The organism is Vibrio sp. TRT 29B02, assembly GCF_050113655.1.
Taxonomy (GTDB): Bacteria; Pseudomonadota; Gammaproteobacteria; order Enterobacterales; family Vibrionaceae; genus Vibrio.
This window is the reverse complement of sequence record NZ_JBNJOJ010000006.1, coordinates 1-16,326: the sequence shown is the minus strand read 5'-3', so window position 1 is coordinate 16,326 and position 16,326 is coordinate 1. Positions and strand designations below refer to the sequence as shown.

Annotated in this window: 18 protein-coding genes and 1 pseudogene; 2 read left to right on the top strand and 17 right to left on the bottom strand. The window is 43.5% G+C overall.

Annotation, left to right across the window (positions count from 1 at the left end; all coding sequences use genetic code 11):
* Positions 1-54 precede the first annotated feature (54 nt).
* Positions 55-954: a LysR substrate-binding domain-containing protein gene (locus ACQEXT_RS05315; protein WP_269377729.1), complete on the top strand. Its 900-nt coding sequence runs from the start codon at positions 55-57 to the stop codon at positions 952-954.
* Between the two features lie 155 nt (positions 955-1,109).
* Here the strand turns inward: ACQEXT_RS05315 and fusA are convergent, their stop codons facing one another.
* The 12 genes from fusA to trmJ all read right to left on the bottom strand — a co-directional run bounded on the left by fusA (position 1,110) and on the right by trmJ (position 11,819).
* Positions 1,110-3,197, bottom strand: a complete 2,088-nt coding sequence (gene fusA, locus ACQEXT_RS05310; RefSeq protein WP_331426704.1) for an elongation factor G — start codon at positions 3,195-3,197, stop codon at positions 1,110-1,112.
* 227 nt (positions 3,198-3,424) lie between these two features.
* Positions 3,425-3,850, bottom strand: coding sequence for a nucleoside-diphosphate kinase (gene ndk, locus ACQEXT_RS05305; RefSeq protein ID WP_331416466.1), 426 nt, complete (start codon positions 3,848-3,850; stop codon positions 3,425-3,427).
* Between the two features lie 58 nt (positions 3,851-3,908).
* Positions 3,909-5,207, bottom strand: coding sequence for an aminopeptidase PepB (gene pepB, locus ACQEXT_RS05300; RefSeq protein WP_426950940.1), 1,299 nt, complete (start codon positions 5,205-5,207; stop codon positions 3,909-3,911).
* 150 nt (positions 5,208-5,357) lie between these two features.
* On the bottom strand, positions 5,358-5,552 hold the full coding sequence (iscX, locus tag ACQEXT_RS05295) for a Fe-S cluster assembly protein IscX (protein ID WP_138970405.1): 195 nt from the start codon (positions 5,550-5,552) through the stop codon (positions 5,358-5,360).
* Between the two features lie 50 nt (positions 5,553-5,602).
* Positions 5,603-5,941: an ISC system 2Fe-2S type ferredoxin gene (gene fdx, locus ACQEXT_RS05290; protein WP_269377734.1), complete on the bottom strand. Its 339-nt coding sequence runs from the start codon at positions 5,939-5,941 to the stop codon at positions 5,603-5,605.
* Positions 5,942-5,952: 11 nt separating this feature from the next.
* Complete coding sequence (gene hscA / locus ACQEXT_RS05285) at positions 5,953-7,806, bottom strand: Fe-S protein assembly chaperone HscA (RefSeq protein ID WP_426950938.1); 1,854 nt, start codon at positions 7,804-7,806, stop codon at positions 5,953-5,955.
* A gap of 18 nt (positions 7,807-7,824) precedes the next feature.
* Entirely contained in the window at positions 7,825-8,340 is a 516-nt protein-coding gene (gene hscB, locus ACQEXT_RS05280; protein ID WP_331416463.1) for a co-chaperone HscB, read from the bottom strand.
* A gap of 58 nt (positions 8,341-8,398) precedes the next feature.
* Positions 8,399-8,722: an iron-sulfur cluster assembly protein IscA gene (iscA, locus tag ACQEXT_RS05275; protein WP_038139847.1), complete on the bottom strand. Its 324-nt coding sequence runs from the start codon at positions 8,720-8,722 to the stop codon at positions 8,399-8,401.
* Positions 8,723-8,790: 68 nt separating this feature from the next.
* On the bottom strand, positions 8,791-9,174 hold the full coding sequence (gene iscU / locus ACQEXT_RS05270; RefSeq protein ID WP_138970401.1) for a Fe-S cluster assembly scaffold IscU: 384 nt from the start codon (positions 9,172-9,174) through the stop codon (positions 8,791-8,793).
* A 48-nt stretch (positions 9,175-9,222) separates the two neighbouring features.
* The gene (locus ACQEXT_RS05265) at positions 9,223-10,437 is read right to left on the bottom strand and encodes an IscS subfamily cysteine desulfurase (protein ID WP_331416462.1); all 1,215 of its coding nucleotides are present in this window, start codon (positions 10,435-10,437) and stop codon (positions 9,223-9,225) included.
* Positions 10,438-10,466: 29 nt separating this feature from the next.
* On the bottom strand, positions 10,467-10,973 hold the full coding sequence (gene iscR / locus ACQEXT_RS05260) for a Fe-S cluster assembly transcriptional regulator IscR (protein ID WP_331416461.1): 507 nt from the start codon (positions 10,971-10,973) through the stop codon (positions 10,467-10,469).
* A 120-nt stretch (positions 10,974-11,093) separates the two neighbouring features.
* Positions 11,094-11,819, bottom strand: coding sequence for a tRNA (cytosine(32)/uridine(32)-2'-O)-methyltransferase TrmJ (trmJ, locus tag ACQEXT_RS05255; RefSeq protein ID WP_426950937.1), 726 nt, complete (start codon positions 11,817-11,819; stop codon positions 11,094-11,096).
* A gap of 178 nt (positions 11,820-11,997) precedes the next feature.
* Between trmJ and suhB the strand changes: the two genes are divergently transcribed.
* The gene (gene suhB / locus ACQEXT_RS05250; protein WP_331416459.1) at positions 11,998-12,801 is read left to right on the top strand and encodes an inositol-1-monophosphatase; all 804 of its coding nucleotides are present in this window, start codon (positions 11,998-12,000) and stop codon (positions 12,799-12,801) included.
* Positions 12,802-13,130: 329 nt separating this feature from the next.
* Here suhB and ACQEXT_RS05245 read toward each other — a convergent pair whose 3' ends face one another.
* From ACQEXT_RS05245 to ACQEXT_RS05225, 5 genes and pseudogenes are all read right to left on the bottom strand, one after another.
* On the bottom strand, positions 13,131-14,042 hold the full coding sequence (locus ACQEXT_RS05245; RefSeq protein WP_426950936.1) for a hypothetical protein: 912 nt from the start codon (positions 14,040-14,042) through the stop codon (positions 13,131-13,133).
* 172 nt (positions 14,043-14,214) lie between these two features.
* Positions 14,215-14,688, bottom strand: coding sequence for a hypothetical protein (locus ACQEXT_RS05240; RefSeq protein WP_331426711.1), 474 nt, complete (start codon positions 14,686-14,688; stop codon positions 14,215-14,217).
* 41 nt (positions 14,689-14,729) lie between these two features.
* Positions 14,730-14,978: pseudogene (locus tag ACQEXT_RS05235) on the bottom strand (tyrosine-type recombinase/integrase); the annotation flags it as partial.
* A 123-nt stretch (positions 14,979-15,101) separates the two neighbouring features.
* A complete protein-coding gene (locus ACQEXT_RS05230) occupies positions 15,102-15,461 on the bottom strand; it encodes a VOC family protein (RefSeq protein ID WP_426950934.1) in 360 nt (119 codons plus the stop codon).
* Positions 15,462-15,620: 159 nt separating this feature from the next.
* Positions 15,621-15,968 carry an SH3 domain-containing protein gene (locus ACQEXT_RS05225; RefSeq protein WP_426950933.1) on the bottom strand — a complete coding sequence of 116 codons (348 nt, stop codon included), beginning with the start codon at positions 15,966-15,968 and terminating at the stop codon, positions 15,621-15,623.
* Positions 15,969-16,326 lie beyond the last annotated feature (358 nt).

The window sequence follows — 16,326 nt, the reverse complement described above, 5'->3', positions numbered from 1 at the left end:
TAAAGTAAAGCGATTATGATGCTCACTTGCCACAAGAATACATAGGGACAGTATATGGATGCTAGGTTGCATCACCTGCCAGGATTGCGCTACTTTGAAGTCGCGGCAAGGCTCAATAGTTATAGCCGAGCAGCCGAAGAGCTTTTTATTAGTCAGGCTGCTGTGAGCCAAAAAATTCGCCAATTAGAGGATGGGTTAGGCTGTAAGCTATTTGTCCGTGATGGCCGAGAAATGCGTTTAACCGAACAAGGAAAAATCTTGTTTAAACATGTTTCTCAAGGCTTTGAAACTATTATCAGTGGTCTGAATCAAATCCAGAGCGAGCCTGTTGAAGGCTTGCTGTGCGTTAGTTCAACGCCGTCATTTGCGTCTCGTTGGTTACTACCGCGATTATGGAAATTCTCTACTCAATACCCAAGTATCCCTATTCGTATCATTACCAGTTGCGACGCTCCCAAACTAAAACAGGGTGATGCCGACCTAGCTATATGGCAAGGCGATACTCTCGACGTCAGTGACAACCACAAGCTACATAAAGAGTTTCTATTTGAAGAAACGATCTACCCGTTTTGTTCTCCCCACCTAGCGAAAACAATCAACTTATCGACGCCCGAACAGCTACTTGGTTGCTGGTTGATTCACTATGAATCAGGAGGTTACCCATGGCGAGCTTGGTTTGCCGAAGCCGGTGTTGAGATGAACAAAGAGTCGGTGAGATGGATGGATGTCAGTACCTTCGATCATGCGATGAATGCGGTTATGGCTGGTCATGGCGCTTGTTTAGCCTCAGACTCACTCGCCGCCGACTATGTAGAGAGAGGGTTACTCATTAAGCCATTTGATATTGGTATGACCCCAGGCATCCAATTCAACCTGTTCTACAATGATGAGTCCCCTCGACGAAATCGAATCGCTGCTTTTGCAAACTGGCTACATAGCGAAATAGCAGGCTAAGCAACAAAAAGAGAGCCATTCGTTAGGTTTTGGCATCATTGATAGCCGTAGCCCAAGGTAGGCTGGGAAACTAAGCGCTAGGAGCACGTTACCCTATATAAAAAAGCCCCAGTCTTACGACTGGGGCTTTAAAGTTATTTAGCTAACAATAAGAATTACTTCTTAGCGTTACGCTCTTTAACTTCTGCGATTACTTGCTCAGCAACGTTTGATGGACAAGCTGCGTAACGTGCGAACTCCATAGAGAACTGACCACGACCAGAAGTCATTGTACGTAGCGTACCGATGTAGCCGAACATTTCTGATAGAGGAACGTCAGCTTTGATACGAACGCCAGTAGCACCAGCTTGTTGGTCTTTGATCATACCACGACGACGGTTAAGGTCACCGATAACATCACCAACGTGGTCATCTGGAGTAAATACGTCAACGTTCATGATTGGCTCAAGAAGCTGTGCACCTGCTTTAGGCATTGATTGACGGAATGCGCCTTTCGCTGCGATTTCAAATGCGATTGCAGATGAGTCAACTGCGTGGAAGCCACCGTCGAATAGCTCAACTTCAACGTCTAGCGTAGGGAAGCCAGCTAGAACACCAGTTTGCATCATGCCTTCGAAGCCTTTCTCTACTGCAGGCCAGAATTCCTTAGGAACGTTACCACCTACAACAGTTGACTTGAACGTGAAGCCAGAGTTTGGCTCACCTGGTTTGATGCGGTAATCGATCTTACCGAACTGACCAGAACCACCAGACTGCTTCTTGTGCGTGTAGCTATCTTCAACTGCTTGAGTGATAGTTTCACGGTAAGCTACCTGTGGAGCACCTACTTCTAGCTCAACGCCGTAAGTACGCTTAAGGATGTCTACCTTAATGTCTAGGTGAAGTTCACCCATACCTTTAAGGATAGTTTCGCCTGAATCTTCGTCAGTCTCAACTTGGAATGATGGATCTTCTGCAACCATCTTACCAATAGCGATACCCATCTTCTCAGTAGAACCTTTGTCTTTCGGAGAAACAGCGATAGAGATTACTGGCTCTGGGAAGATCATTGGTTCTAGAGTACATTCGTGCTTAGGATCACATAGAGTGTGACCTGTTTGAACGTTCTTCATACCTACAACAGCGATGATGTCACCAGCTTGAGCTTCAGTGATCTCTGTGCGGTCATTCGCTTGCATCTCAACCATACGGCCGATACGCTCAGTCTTACCTGTCGCAGCGTTAAGGATAGTGTCACCCTTCTTCATGCGGCCAGAGTAGATACGAATAAATGTTAGTGCACCAAAACGGTCATCCATGATCTTGAATGCTAGCGCTTTTAGTGGCTGATCAGCATCAACGATTGCTTTTTCGCCAGTTGGTTCACCTGTTTCAGGATCAGTTAGATCTTGAGGTTCAACTTCTGTTGGGCTTGGTAGGTAATCTACTACAGCGTCAAGAACAAGTTGCATACCTTTGTTCTTAAATGCAGAACCACAGAATGTTGGGAAGAACGCTAGGTCACGAGTACCTTTACGGATACAAGCTTTGATTTGCTCGATAGTTGGCTCTTCGCCTTCCATGTAAGCTTCCATTAGCTCGTCATCTTGCTCAACAGCAGTTTCAATCATTTCTTCACGGTATTGTTCTACATCGTCAACCATGTCTGCTGGAACATCTAGAACTTCGTAGTTTTCTGGAAGACCAGTTTCGTCCCAAACGTACGCTTTACGAGTTAGAATGTCTACAACACCAACGAAATCATCTTCACGACCGATTGGCAGAGTCATAACTAGTGGGTTAGCACCTAGTACTTTCTTAACTTGCTCAACAACGTTGAAGAAGTCTGCACCCATACGGTCAAGTTTGTTTACGAAAATGATACGTGATACTTCAGATTCGTTAGCGTAACGCCAGTTAGTTTCTGACTGAGGCTCAACACCGCCAGAACCACAGAATACACCGATACCACCATCTAGTACTTTAAGTGAACGGTATACTTCAACTGTAAAGTCAACGTGTCCCGGAGTATCGATAACGTTTAGACGGTGGTTTTTCCACTCACACGTTACAGCTGCTGACTGGATTGTGATACCACGCTCAGCTTCTTGCTCCATGAAGTCAGTAGTAGACTCACCGTCATGTACTTCACCAGTTTTGTGGATTTTACCAGTAAGCTTCAGGATACGCTCAGTGGTGGTAGTTTTACCCGCATCAACGTGCGCGAAAATACCAATGTTTCTGTATTTCGATAAATCTGCCATTGTCTTACTCTGTTAATAAGGTATAAATTGCGCGCAGAGTATATCACAATCTGTCAAGACTGATACCCTTGCGTGCGCTGTATGTAAAAAAAACTTGTCTCACCAATATTAGCAGTTAATTCACCAACTAAATGGTAAATTTGCTGGTATTGATTAAGCTTTCTCAGAATAAAAATGCTGCTCATTCGGTAACAAGCAGCACCTCATATTTTGCTATTGTCCTTAGCTTAGCGAGGACAAATCTCCGACTCTGGGAAGAAGAACTCGATTTCGCGAGCTGCTGATTCCGGACTATCTGAACCGTGAACAGAATTATAGCGCATGCTGACAGCGTAATCAGCACGAATGGTGCCACATGCTGCTTCTTCTGGGTTAGTTTTACCCATAAGTTCACGGTAGCGTGCAATCGCATTTTCGCCTTCAAGTACTTGAACCATGATTGGTCCAGAAGTCATAAATTCTTTCAGTGCAGGGAAAAACGCTTTGCCTTCATGTTCTGCATAAAAGCCACTCGCCTGCTCTTCAGTTAGACGAACCATTTTAGCTGCAATGATCTGTAGACCTGCTTTTTCAATGCGGTGATAAATTTCACCAATGAGATTGCGTTCTACTGCATCGGGCTTAACGATAGAAAAAGTTCTTTCAAGAGCCATAAGGTATCCTTTCGTTTTATCTTTGTTTTAATAGAAGAGGCTCTGCGGCCTCTTAATGTTATTTGCTCGCTTGCTGCATGAGCAAAGCAGCCAAACTACGTACGCCTACGCCTGTTGCACCTGCGGCCCACTTATCTGTTGCCGCTTTACGATACGTTGCAGCGCAGTCGAAATGTAACCAGCCTTTCTTGTAATCTTGCACAAAATAAGACAGGAATGCCGCCGCTGTGCTAGCACCTGGTGAGTAGTCTCCACTACAGATGTTTGACAGGTCAGCAAAGTTAGATGGCAACATGCTTCGGTGAAACTCTGCAAGCGGCAGTGGCCACAAACCTTCGTTCTCTTCACGAGCAGCTGTGAGTGCCTGATGAGACAGTTCGTCATCAAAGCTCATTAGCGCATGGTAATCATTACCTAAAGCGTTTTTCGCAGCTCCAGTTAGGGTTGCGCAGTCAATGATCAGTTGCGGGTTCTGTTCACTCGCGTAGATTAGTCCATCCGCAAGCACAAGGCGACCTTCAGCATCAGTATTCATGATCTCAACAGTCTTACCGTTTTTGTAAGTGATGATATCGCCAAGTTTAAGCGCACGACCAGAGATCATGTTCTCTGCACAACAAAGAATGAGTTTTACACGTTTGTTTAGGCCACGCATGATGGCTAAGCCTAAAGCACCTGTGATGGTACCAGAACCGCCCATATCCGCTTTCATCGCAGTCATAAAACCCGATGGTTTGATACTATAACCGCCTGAATCAAACGTAATCCCTTTACCGACTAAACAAGCAAATACAGGGGCGTTTTCATCACCTGTTGGGTTAAAGTCAAGTTGAAGCATTGCAGAGGTTCGCTCAGAACCGCGTCCGACCGCATAAATACCTTGCCAACCTTCCGCTAGCAGATCTTTATCTTTTACGATACGAGCCGTGACTGTACCTTCTGGAGCAACAGATTTAATAAACTCAGCAGCCATAGTCGCTAACTGACGAGGCGCCACTTCTTCCGCAGTCTTGTTGATAATATCACGCGTAAAATCGGTCGCTTTGATACGCGCTTCTAGCTCTACTTTATCCGCCTGTGCAAGTTCTTGCCATGCAAGCTGGTTAATTTTTTTAGGGCCGCGGTAACCTTGGTGAAACGTCCAAACGTTTTCCAAGTTCCAACCTTCACCAGCGAGAGTTAAAGACGCCACGCCTTGAGCATCAAGTTTACGAGCCGCCTTTTGAATCGTGCCAAGATCGTCTTCTTCAACGAGGTGGATAGTCGCACCGTGATCAGAAAATGAAACGATCGCGTTAGCTCCCCATTGAGGGCCTGCAGCTTCTTGGCTTAGAAATACTGACATCTGTCTAGACATGGTTTCTCCTTGTCTTTACTGGCGTTGTCTACGCCTTCTTCTATTTACCACTGGATGTTAACACTTTAATGTGAAATTGATAAAAAAACGGACCATAAGGTCCGCTTTTTTTAGTAAATTTTGTTAACTGAAAGGGGTTTACCGCTAGGGTTAATCCATTTCATCCATCCAACATAGGATCACAGCTTCCAGTATCTTCTCATTCGAACGGTTTGGTTCATCATCAAAGTCATCAAGTTCCATGATCCACTGGTGCAAATCCGTAAAACGAACGGTTTTAGGATCTGTATCAGGAAACTTATCACATAACTCAATAGCAATATCGCGAGAATCTGTCCATTTCATTACTTACCTTCCTTACTATAGCGTTACGATGGGTGGTCGGGTTGAGACGATTAATGGTCTTCCGATGCGTGGTTTAGTGTGTATTTAGGAATCTCAACAACTAAATCTTCATCAGCGACTTTTGCCTGACAACCTAAGCGCGACTCAGGCTCAAGACCCCATGCTTTATCTAGCATGTCGTCTTCAAGCTCATCACTCTCTTCTAAAGAGTCAAAACCTTCACGAATAACAATATGACATGTAGTACAAGCACATGATTTTTCACACGCATGTTCAATACCGATGCCGTTTTTTAGCGCAACATCAAGGACCGTTTCACCTGTCTTGGCTTCTAAAACCGCGCCCTCTGGGCACAAATCTTCATGCGGTAATACGATAATCTTAGGCATAACTCTATCTCTTAAATATCATCTACTGATTGACCTGACAGTGCAGCTCGAATCGATTTATCCATACGGCGAGAAGCGAAGTCTTGGCTCGCCTTGTCAGTATCTTTGATACCTTGTTCTATTGCATCAGCACTGCCGCTATTTCGCAGCTCAATGAGTGTCTCAATCGCTTGAAGCAGTACTTGTCGTTCTTGCTCAGAAAGGAGTTCATCACCATCCGCCTGCATTGCAACAATCAAACCTTCAATCACGCGGTCAGCTTCAACACGCTGCTCTGCTAAAGCACGAGCCTGCATGTCTTCTTTCGCATAAGTCATTGAGTCTCGTAGCATGGTGGCGACTTCATCATCACTCAATCCATAAGAGGGTTTCACTTGGATTTCCGACTGAACACCGGTGCTTTTCTCCATGGCGGTAACCGAGAGTAAGCCATCTGCATCAACTTGATAGGTAACACGAATATGCGCAGCACCTGCTGCCATTGGCGGAATACCTTTCAAAGAGAAACGTGCAAGTGAACGACAATCATCGACCATTTCGCGCTCACCTTGTACAACATGAACACTCATAGCAGTTTGACCATCTTTGAAGGTCGTAAACTCTTGTGCTCGTGCAACAGGAATGGTGGTATTACGTGGAACAATTTTCTCAACCAATCCACCCATTGTTTCAATGCCTAACGATAGTGGAATAACATCCAGCAATAGCATTTCTGAATCAGGTTTGTTACCCGCGAGAATGTCCGCTTGAATACCAGCACCAATCGCTACAACTTCATCAGGGTTAATGCTTGTCAATGGCGAACGACCAAAGAACTCACCCACCATCTCACGAACCAGCAATGCGCGAGTAGATCCGCCAACCATCACCACTTCCAGAACATCATCGCTATCGACTTCTGCATCCTTTAATGCACGACGGCATGACATCAGCGTTTTCTTAACTAACGGCTGAATCAGAGCTTCAAATTCTTGACGACTAACCGTCCCAGTCCACCCCAGCACTTCAACATCAACACTTTCTCGTGCAGAGAAATCGATCTTTGCTTGAGTCGCTACGTTTAACACAATACGGTTGTGCTCGGCAGATAAAGGGGTCGTCAAACCTGCTTTTTCGATGAGGTAGTCAGCAAACAAGTGGTCAAAATCATCACCGCCCAACGCCGAATCACCACCCGTAGCTAAAACCTCAAAGACACCTTTTGATAAACGAAGAATCGAGATATCAAACGTACCACCACCAAGGTCATAAACCGCAATAACACCTTCTTGTCCTGAATCAAGACCGTAAGCGATCGCAGCTGCTGTTGGTTCGTTAAGCAGTCGAAGGACGTGTAAGCCAGCGAGCTTAGCCGCGTCTTTGGTACCCGCTCTCTGAGCATCATCAAAGTAGGCTGGAACAGTAATAACCACACCCGCAAGCTCGCCACCTAATGTTTGCTCAGCTCGCTGACCTAAGGTTCTTAGAATGTCAGCAGAAACTTCTATTGGATTTTTGTCGCCGCTCGCGGTTTGAATGATAGGTAAACCACTGTCACTCGCTTTAAACTGGTACGGAGAACTTGGGTAACGATTTTTAATATCTTCTAGAGAGCGACCCAGTAAGCGTTTTACGGAGATGATAGTGTTTACAGGGTCCACTTCTGCTTTCGCTTTAGCTGCATAACCCACTTGAGGTGTATCTCCAGAATAGTTCACTACCGAAGGTAAGATACTCTGGCCATGTTCATCTTTTAATGTTGCAGCATCACCACTACGCACAGAAGCAACTAGCGAGTTAGTCGTACCTAAGTCGATACCAGCTGCCAGTTTATGCTCATGGGGTGCCGAGCTTTGACCCGGTTCTGCAATTTGAAGTAGTGCCATGGGTGGTCCTTTTTTTCACTAGCCGAGGAGTTTGTCTTCCACTAGTCCTATTTCGTTTTGAAGTTTGGCAATAAATTTTAACTTTCGGACTCGGTCAGCCGCTTGCTGCCAGTCTGAGTCATTAAGCTCCTGCTCTACAGCTGTAAGCTGCTGCTTAAACATTTTGCTCACTTTAGATTCAAAGTCGAACAGGGCTTCTTCAGGATCCGAGCTTACTGAAATCTCTTCAAGTTCCTCACGCAATTCCATTTGTTCCATAAGAAACATAGGATCTTGCAGTGTTTGTTGTTCACCTCGAATCTCAACACCATTCTCCGCCAACAAGTACTCAGCGCGTGAGATTGGCTTTTTTAGCACTTGGTACGCATCGTTAATTTCAGCCGCTTTTTGTACCGCCATGAGACGGTCTCGTTCTGAAGCCGTGGCAAAATTATCGGGATGGAACTGTTTTTGAAGTTCACGGAACTGTGAAGAAAGAAGGCTACCATCCAGTTGAAACTGACTTGGTAGCCCAAATAATTCAAAGTAATTCATGGAGAGTTCGGTCCTTGGCAATAACCCTGTGGACCTGAACGCCCACAGGGACTATCAATTAAACGTTGAAGCTTTCACCACAACCGCATTCGCTTTTCGCATTTGGGTTATTAAATTCAAACCCTTCATTCAAGCCTTCTTTAACGTAATCCAATTCAGTGCCATCTAAATACACTAGGCTTTTTTGATCGATTATCACTTTTACGCCGTCGTGCTCAAAGACTGAATCTTCTTCGTTAAGCTCATCAACAAACTCCAGTACATACGCCATTCCAGAACAGCCTGTCGTCTTCACACCCAAGCGTAAACCAATGCCTTTGCCTCGGTTTTCTAAGAATGTTTTAACGCGACTCGCCGCGGTTTCTGTCATTGTGATGGCCATACTGCACCCTAGTTTGTCTATATTGCGAATGGAATAGGAGGATGAACCTCCTATTATATACCGATTACTTATTGTTGGTGTTTTTTCTTGTAGTCAGCTACCGCTGCTTTAATTGCGTCTTCCGCTAGGATTGAGCAGTGTACTTTCACCGGTGGAAGTTCTAGCTCTTCTGCAATTTCAGCATTTTTAATCGCCGCAGCTTCATCAATGCTCTTACCTTTAACCCACTCAGTAACCAGTGAGCTAGATGCAATCGCACTACCACAACCGTATGTTTTAAACTTCGCATCTTCAATAATACCTTCAGGTGTTACTTTGATTTGAAGCTTCATTACGTCGCCACACGCAGGAGCACCAACCATGCCGCTACCTACCGATGGGTCTTCTTTGTCAAATGAACCAACGTTACGTGGGTTCTCGTAGTGATCAATTACTTTTTCGCTGTATGCCATGATAATTTACCTCGAATCCTCTATCTATTTCCTGGGAATAACCTGCGATTAGTGGTGTGCCCACTCAACCGTATCTAGGTCAATTCCTTCCTTGTACATATCCCATAGAGGAGACATGTCGCGCAGTTTAATCACTGCAGTACGAATCTGTTCAATTGCGTAGTCAATTTCTTCTTCTGTCGTAAAACGACCAAATGAGAAACGAACTGAACTGTGTGCTAACTCATCGTTTAGGCCAAGAGCACGTAGTACATATGATGGCTCTAGGCTTGCTGATGTACATGCGCTGCCAGAAGAAACCGCTAGGTCTTTTAGCGACATAAGCAGTGACTCGCCTTCAACGAATGCGAAACTCACATTTAGGTTATGTGGTACACGTTGCTCTAAGTCACCGTTAACCGTTACAGCTTCAAGATCTTTTACGCCATCAAGTAGACGATTACGTAGCGCTAGTGCATGGTCAAAATCTTTCTGCATGTCTTCTTTAGCAATGCGGAACGCTTCACCCATACCAACGATTTGGTGAGTAGGAAGTGTGCCTGAACGGAAACCTCGCTCATGACCACCGCCGTGCATTTGAGCTTCCAAACGAATGCGAGGCTTACGGCGTACGTATAGTGCGCCAATACCTTTAGGGCCGTAGATTTTATGCGCCGACATAGAGATAAGGTCAACCTTCATCTCTTGCACATCAATAGGTAACTTACCCGCAGATTGAGCAGCATCTACATGGAAAATGATCTTACGCTCACGGCATAGTTCACCGATTGACGCGATGTCTTGAATCACACCAATCTCGTTGTTTACATGCATGATAGAAACAAGAACCGTGTCTTCGCGCATTGCTGCTGCTAGCTTTTTAAGATCGATAAGGCCGTTTGATTCAGGCTCTAGGTAAGTAACCTCAAAACCTTCACGCTCAAGTTGACGGCATGGATCTAGAACCGCTTTATGCTCTGTCTTACAAGTAATGACATGCTTGCCTTTCTTCGAATAGAAATGAGCAGCACCTTTGATAGCAAGGTTATCTGACTCAGTAGCGCCCGAAGTAAATACGATTTCACGTGGATCTGCATTTAGTAGATCAGCGACTTGTTCGCGAGCTGTATCTACCGCTTCTTCTGCCTGCCAGCCGTAACGGTGTGAACGTGATGCTGGGTTGCCAAACGTACCGTCCATAGTCATGTACTGAACCATTTTTTCAGCTACACGAGGATCAACAGGACAGGTCGCTGAATAATCTAAATAAATAGGCAGTTTCATTCTCTACTCCAATGTAACAGGCAAACCGCTTAAGAGCGGACGTTAACACCGATGGGTGCGGTGTTTGTATTTTTAGTAGCAAACCCATGATTAACGGCAAGATCGAGATCTTGTCGATCTGAAATTTCGATGACTTCGTTGTCTTTCATCAACTCACCTAACGTGATGTTGTTTAAGAAGTCACTGATACGTGAACTTAAATCTCGCCACAAGGTATGGGTAAGACAGCGTGAACCGCCTTGGCAATCTCCCTTACCATTACATTTGGTAGCATCAACAGATTCGTCCACTGCTGCGATCACTGTACCAATCGCAATCGAATGTGCATCTTCACCTAAGCGGTAACCACCACCTGGTCCACGCACACTCGCAACTAAACCAGCTTTACGTAACTTTGAGAAAAGCTGCTCTAGATAAGATAATGAAATACCCTGACGCTCTGAAATATCAGCCAGAGGCACTGGGTTTTGCTGTGAGTGCAGAGCCACATCTAACATGGCTGTCACTGCGTATCTTCCTTTAGATGTAAGTCTCATATAACACCATATCCACACCGTTTATGTGGTATGAATTCTTTCATACCTGAGTAAAATGGTCAAGTATTTAATTGACTAAATTACTCAAGTATTTATCCATGGTCATACTGTGGTTATAGACTACTGAGAGATACGCTTCTCTATCGCGGTAAGCACACCACGGAGAATATTCAATTCTTGTGCTTCCGGCCTTGCGCGGTTGAACAAACGTCGTAGTTTATTCATTACTTTGCCTGGCTGTTCTTCACTGATAAATTGGGTATCCTTTGCCACTTTTTCAAGGTGTGCAAAAAACAATTCCAGCTCTTTGTGTCTTGGGTACTCTAACTCTTCTTGCTTGGCGAACTGACTTTGCTCACGCTCTAAATACGCCATACGTATTTCATAGCTTAACGTCTGAACTGCCATTGCTAAGTTGAGTGAACTGTATTCAGGGTTGGCGGGAATACACACGTGATAATGACAAGTTTGAAGTTCATCATTTGTCAGCCCTGTACGTTCGCGACCAAATACCAGTGCAACGGGTGAGTTTTGACCTTCAGAGACAAATTTTTCACCGCATTCTCTAGGTTCAAGCATCGGCCACTCTAACGTGCGCGAACGTGCGCTAGAACCGACAACTAATGCACAATCAGCAACCGCTTCATTTAAGTCATCTACAATTGTGGCATTTTGTGCAATATCGGCTGCCCCTGCGGCCAAAGCAATAGCCTGTTCATCAACGCTACACTGAGGATCAACGAGAACCAGATTCGATAAGCCCATAACCTTCATTGCACGAGCAGCTGAACCGATGTTGCCAGAGTGAGATGTCCCAACGAGGACAACTTTTACGTTGTTGAGCATTAATGATTTCCAAGAGTAAAATTCGAGCCGCAAGATAGTACCATATACCTGAGTAAAATGGTCAGACCCTTTTCGCGATTAAAACTGAAAGTACAAAAACTAACCACTTCCATTTGGCTATTTATCTGGTATACTGCTGCCCGTTTTTCTGTTCTTTAACATCCGTTGGGAAATTAGTATGCATCCAATGCTTAATATCGCTATTCGTGCTGCACGAAAAGCTGGCAATCATATTGCTAAATCTTTAGAAAATGTTGAGAAGATCGAATCTACTCAAAAAGGCACGAATGACTTTGTTACTAACGTAGACAAAGAAGCGGAAACTATGATCATCGATACAATCAAGGCTTCGTACCCTGATCACAGTATCGTTGCTGAAGAAAATGGCGTCATCGAAGGTAAAGACCAAGACGTTCAATGGATCATCGACCCACTGGATGGCACAACAAACTTTGTAAAAGGTTTACCTCATTTTTCTGTATCTATCGCTGTTCGCATTAAAGGCAAAACAGAAGTAGCGTGTGTATACGACCCGATGCTAAACGAACTATTCACCGCTCAACGTGGTGCTGGTGCTCAGCTAAACAACGCTCGTATCCGTGTTAAGCAACTTAAAGACCTTCAAGGCACAGTTCTGGCAACTGGTTTCCCGTACAAACAGAAGCAACACTCTGAATCTTACCTAAAGATCATGTCTGCTCTATTCGTAGACTGCGCTGACTTCCGTCGCACTGGTTCTGCTGCTCTAGACCTATGTTACCTAGCTGCTGGCCGCGTTGATGGCTTCTTTGAGCTTGGCCTAAAGCCATGGGACATCGCTGCGGGTGAATTGATTGCTCGCGAAGCTGGCGCTATCGTTACTGACTTTGCTGGCGGTACTGACTACATGAAATCTGGTAACGTAGTTGCGTCAAGCGCGCGCGGCGTTAAAGGCATGCTTAAACACATCCGTGAAAACGGCAATGAAGCAATCCTGAAGTAATTATCTGTACAGCTGATATTTTAAAAACCACTCAATAGAGTGGTTTTTTTATATCTACAATAACCTGCTGAGTTCCATCGATTAACGGAATAATCACAGCAGTGGTGGAGAGATTCGAACTCCCAACACGCGGACTTGGAAAACCGCCTAACAAAACAACACTTAGCATAGTCAAAAATAGACAAGCAACGTTATATGCACGTTAAATGGCTTTGTTTGGCGCTATTAAGACGATAAAAAAGGCGACTTAAGTTAATTAAGTCGCCCTTAGAAAGGTGCATAAATATATTGAATTTATACAAAATTAGTAAAAGTATCTTGAACGTTTGTTATACACTTTCTGTACCTTGGATTAAATTTAGTTGAACATTATGAACGACTTCGACAACCATTGGCTCAAGATTATCACCTAGTTTGAGTTCTAGTTTCGGAGAGGATGTGTATGTAGAAAGAGCTTGTTTAATAGCGGGATAGTTATCTTCAACGACCATTTGTAACTGCTTGACAGTTAAATATAGAAAGTCAGACTGCATTATGGCATGAGTAGGGTGTTTACTTGAAGAGTAGCCACCTCCCATGGGTAGATATTCCGTACCATCATTCACAATTACAGTATTAGTAGCTGCTTTCTTCCTTAACGTTCTTCTTTCGTCAGTTGTTAAAATTGGAGAATTAGAGTTTGTTTTTAAAATATATGGTCGTAACACATTCGGCCAGTTGTCATGCATTACTTGAATTAAGTCAGTATTCGTCCAAGTGACTACCGAACCATCTGCTTTCTCATGTTGTAATATGTCGATCAAATAAGCGTCACTGCCACTAAAGTAAATAAAAAGTAACTCGTCACTTCTATTCTCTTCAAAATGTAAGTGATGTATTCCCCATTCAGCCAAAAGTAAGTCTGCAAATTTGGATTGATTCAATTTCAGAACTCGATTACTGAGTAGAGCATTTACATCATCGCCTCTTGACAGTTTACTGGCAAGCTCGACAATTTTATTAGAGTTCGATAACTTATCTGATATGTGGATATTCCACTTCTGTACGGGCACACGCCTAGAGTATACGGTAAAGAAATGGTTCAGGAGATTGTGTAGATCATAATGCTCGATTTTTTCTTTTAACTCCTCAGAACGCCTATCTTGTTGACGTAATTGTTCTGGAGATGGAACGATTAATCCGGATTCTCTCAATGCTACTTGTAACTCTCCAGACAAATCTGATAGAAAATCTATATTCATTTTATTCTCCAAATCCCAAAAAGCGTATAATGCCCAATTAAGGGGGGGAACAACGCCTCCCCCCCAAAAAAACCTAAAGCATTGTGCCATAAACACTAAATTTGAAGTAGAAGCAAAAGTACCAAGCGTTGTGAATCCCTCTTAAATTGCTTGTTATGAAACAGCCCCGACTTTAGGACACAACCCTACCTGCAGCCAAAATCTGTAAATAAGTACCAACTGTTAAACCCACTATTCCCATATAGAAGTGTATTGTCTCGACTTTTTCAAACTTATTGTAATGGCTAATTTCTTGGTACAACGGCTCTTGCTTACTTTTTAAGTCATCTTCCGCAATTTTGGCATTTCTTTCATCATAAATGTAATACTTAGAGTGTTCATGGTGTCGCACTGCCGAGGTATCTAGTTTATAAATATCTTCAAGCCTTTTGTTGTAACCATTAAGCCACAGATAGCGGACAACCATTGATAGCGCAGATGCCAAATTTAAATACATTCCTATTTGACTGCACTTCCTTGCCATTTCCTCTGACATCCCAACCATTTTGATATCCAGAAAGATAAACCAAAAGATCGGAACCCCAACTAACATAAGCAATGTAAGTAACACCGATTTTCTCAAACTAGGAATTTTTTCTGGGGACATATTGCACCTTTGTTTCATAAAGCTTATTAGACGACAAACTGTCACCTAACACGATAATGCTGATTTAACGGATTTAGCTCTAACGCTTCTTCTAGATGGTCAGGGGCTAAATGTGCGTATCTCATTGTTGTTGTGATCTCACTATGGCCAAGCGTATCCCTTAGCTTGACGATGTTTCCCCCTCGAATCACGTAGTGACTCGCAAAGGTATGGCGTAGAACGTGCGTCATTTGGCCTTTGGGTAGCTCGATATTGCTGCGTGTAATGGCCTTGCGAAATGCCGATAAACTGCTTAGAAATAGCTTGTTATATAAGAACGCAAAAAGGTGACTTACGTTAATTAAGCCGCCCTTAACAAGACACATAAATATATTGAATTTATACAAAACTAGTAAAAGTATCTTGAGCATTTGTTATAAGCGGGCTTCTGACCAAACTGCGAACTCATTACCACTTGGTTCTAAAAAATGAAAACGGCAACCGCCAGGAAATTCAAATATAGGGCGAATGATGTCACCACCACTTTGAGCGACTTTATCTAGAGTACCTTCAATGTCAGAGCTGTAGAATACTAAAAGTGCTCCACCGGTATTAGTTTGGTTGCAGCAATCAGCTTTGAAGAAACCACCGTCTAATCCCTGATTTGAAAAAGCTGTATATTCAGGTCCGTAGTCGACAAACTCCCAACCGAAAACTGAAGAGAAGAATGATTTTGTCGATTCTAAGTCTTTTGCGCCAAACTCAACATAATTAAGTTTTTCATGCTGATTCATTTCCTTGCTCCTTTTTGATTATCCTGATAAGCGTATTACACCAAATTAAGTGAGCAACGCCTCCATCTGACCTAAATCATTGTGCCGTAAACACTAAAGCTGATTCAAACTAAGAGTGCCAAGCGTTGTGAATCTGCTTAAATTTATTGTTATTTGAATTTACTTTTTAGTTAGATGATTTAAAGGAGCCCATGCAAACTCGCCTCCTTCACCTAACTTTGAGCACCAGATCCAACCACTGAGTTCGTACTCCCTAATTAAGGTTTCGCCCACTGAAAGCATATGCTCTTTAGCAACATAGTCCTTAAGAACTGTCACTTGTTCACTATCGATAATTAGAATTTGCTTTGGAACCCAACCTTCTTTACTTGTTCCACGGCAAAAGACCCAATTTGGCCAATCACTCTCCGGATTTGATTCTTCCACAAACTGCAATTGTTCACCTTTTACTACATGAATAGGTGACTCTGGAGCATCTTGATATGCTTTAACGACTTGGTATTCCATTTGTTATATTGACCCCATTCACATAACACTTATTAGACGACAAACTATCGCCTTTTGCCTATTTATAATTCAACATTAACCATATCAGTTCAAATAACAATCAATAAGTCTGAATGAAAGTCAATAAGTTAAGTCAGTAAAAGAAGGTGACTTGCAAAGGTATGGCGTAGAACGAGCGTCATTTGGCCTTTGGGTAGCTCGATATTGCTGCGTGCAACGACCTTTCGAAATGCCGATAAACTGCTTAGGAATAGCTTGTTATCTAAGAATGCAAAAAGGCTCTAGTCTTTCGACTAGAGCCTTCTTAATTATGGCAGGGGTGGAGAGATTCGAACTCCCAACACGCGCGTTTTTTTGG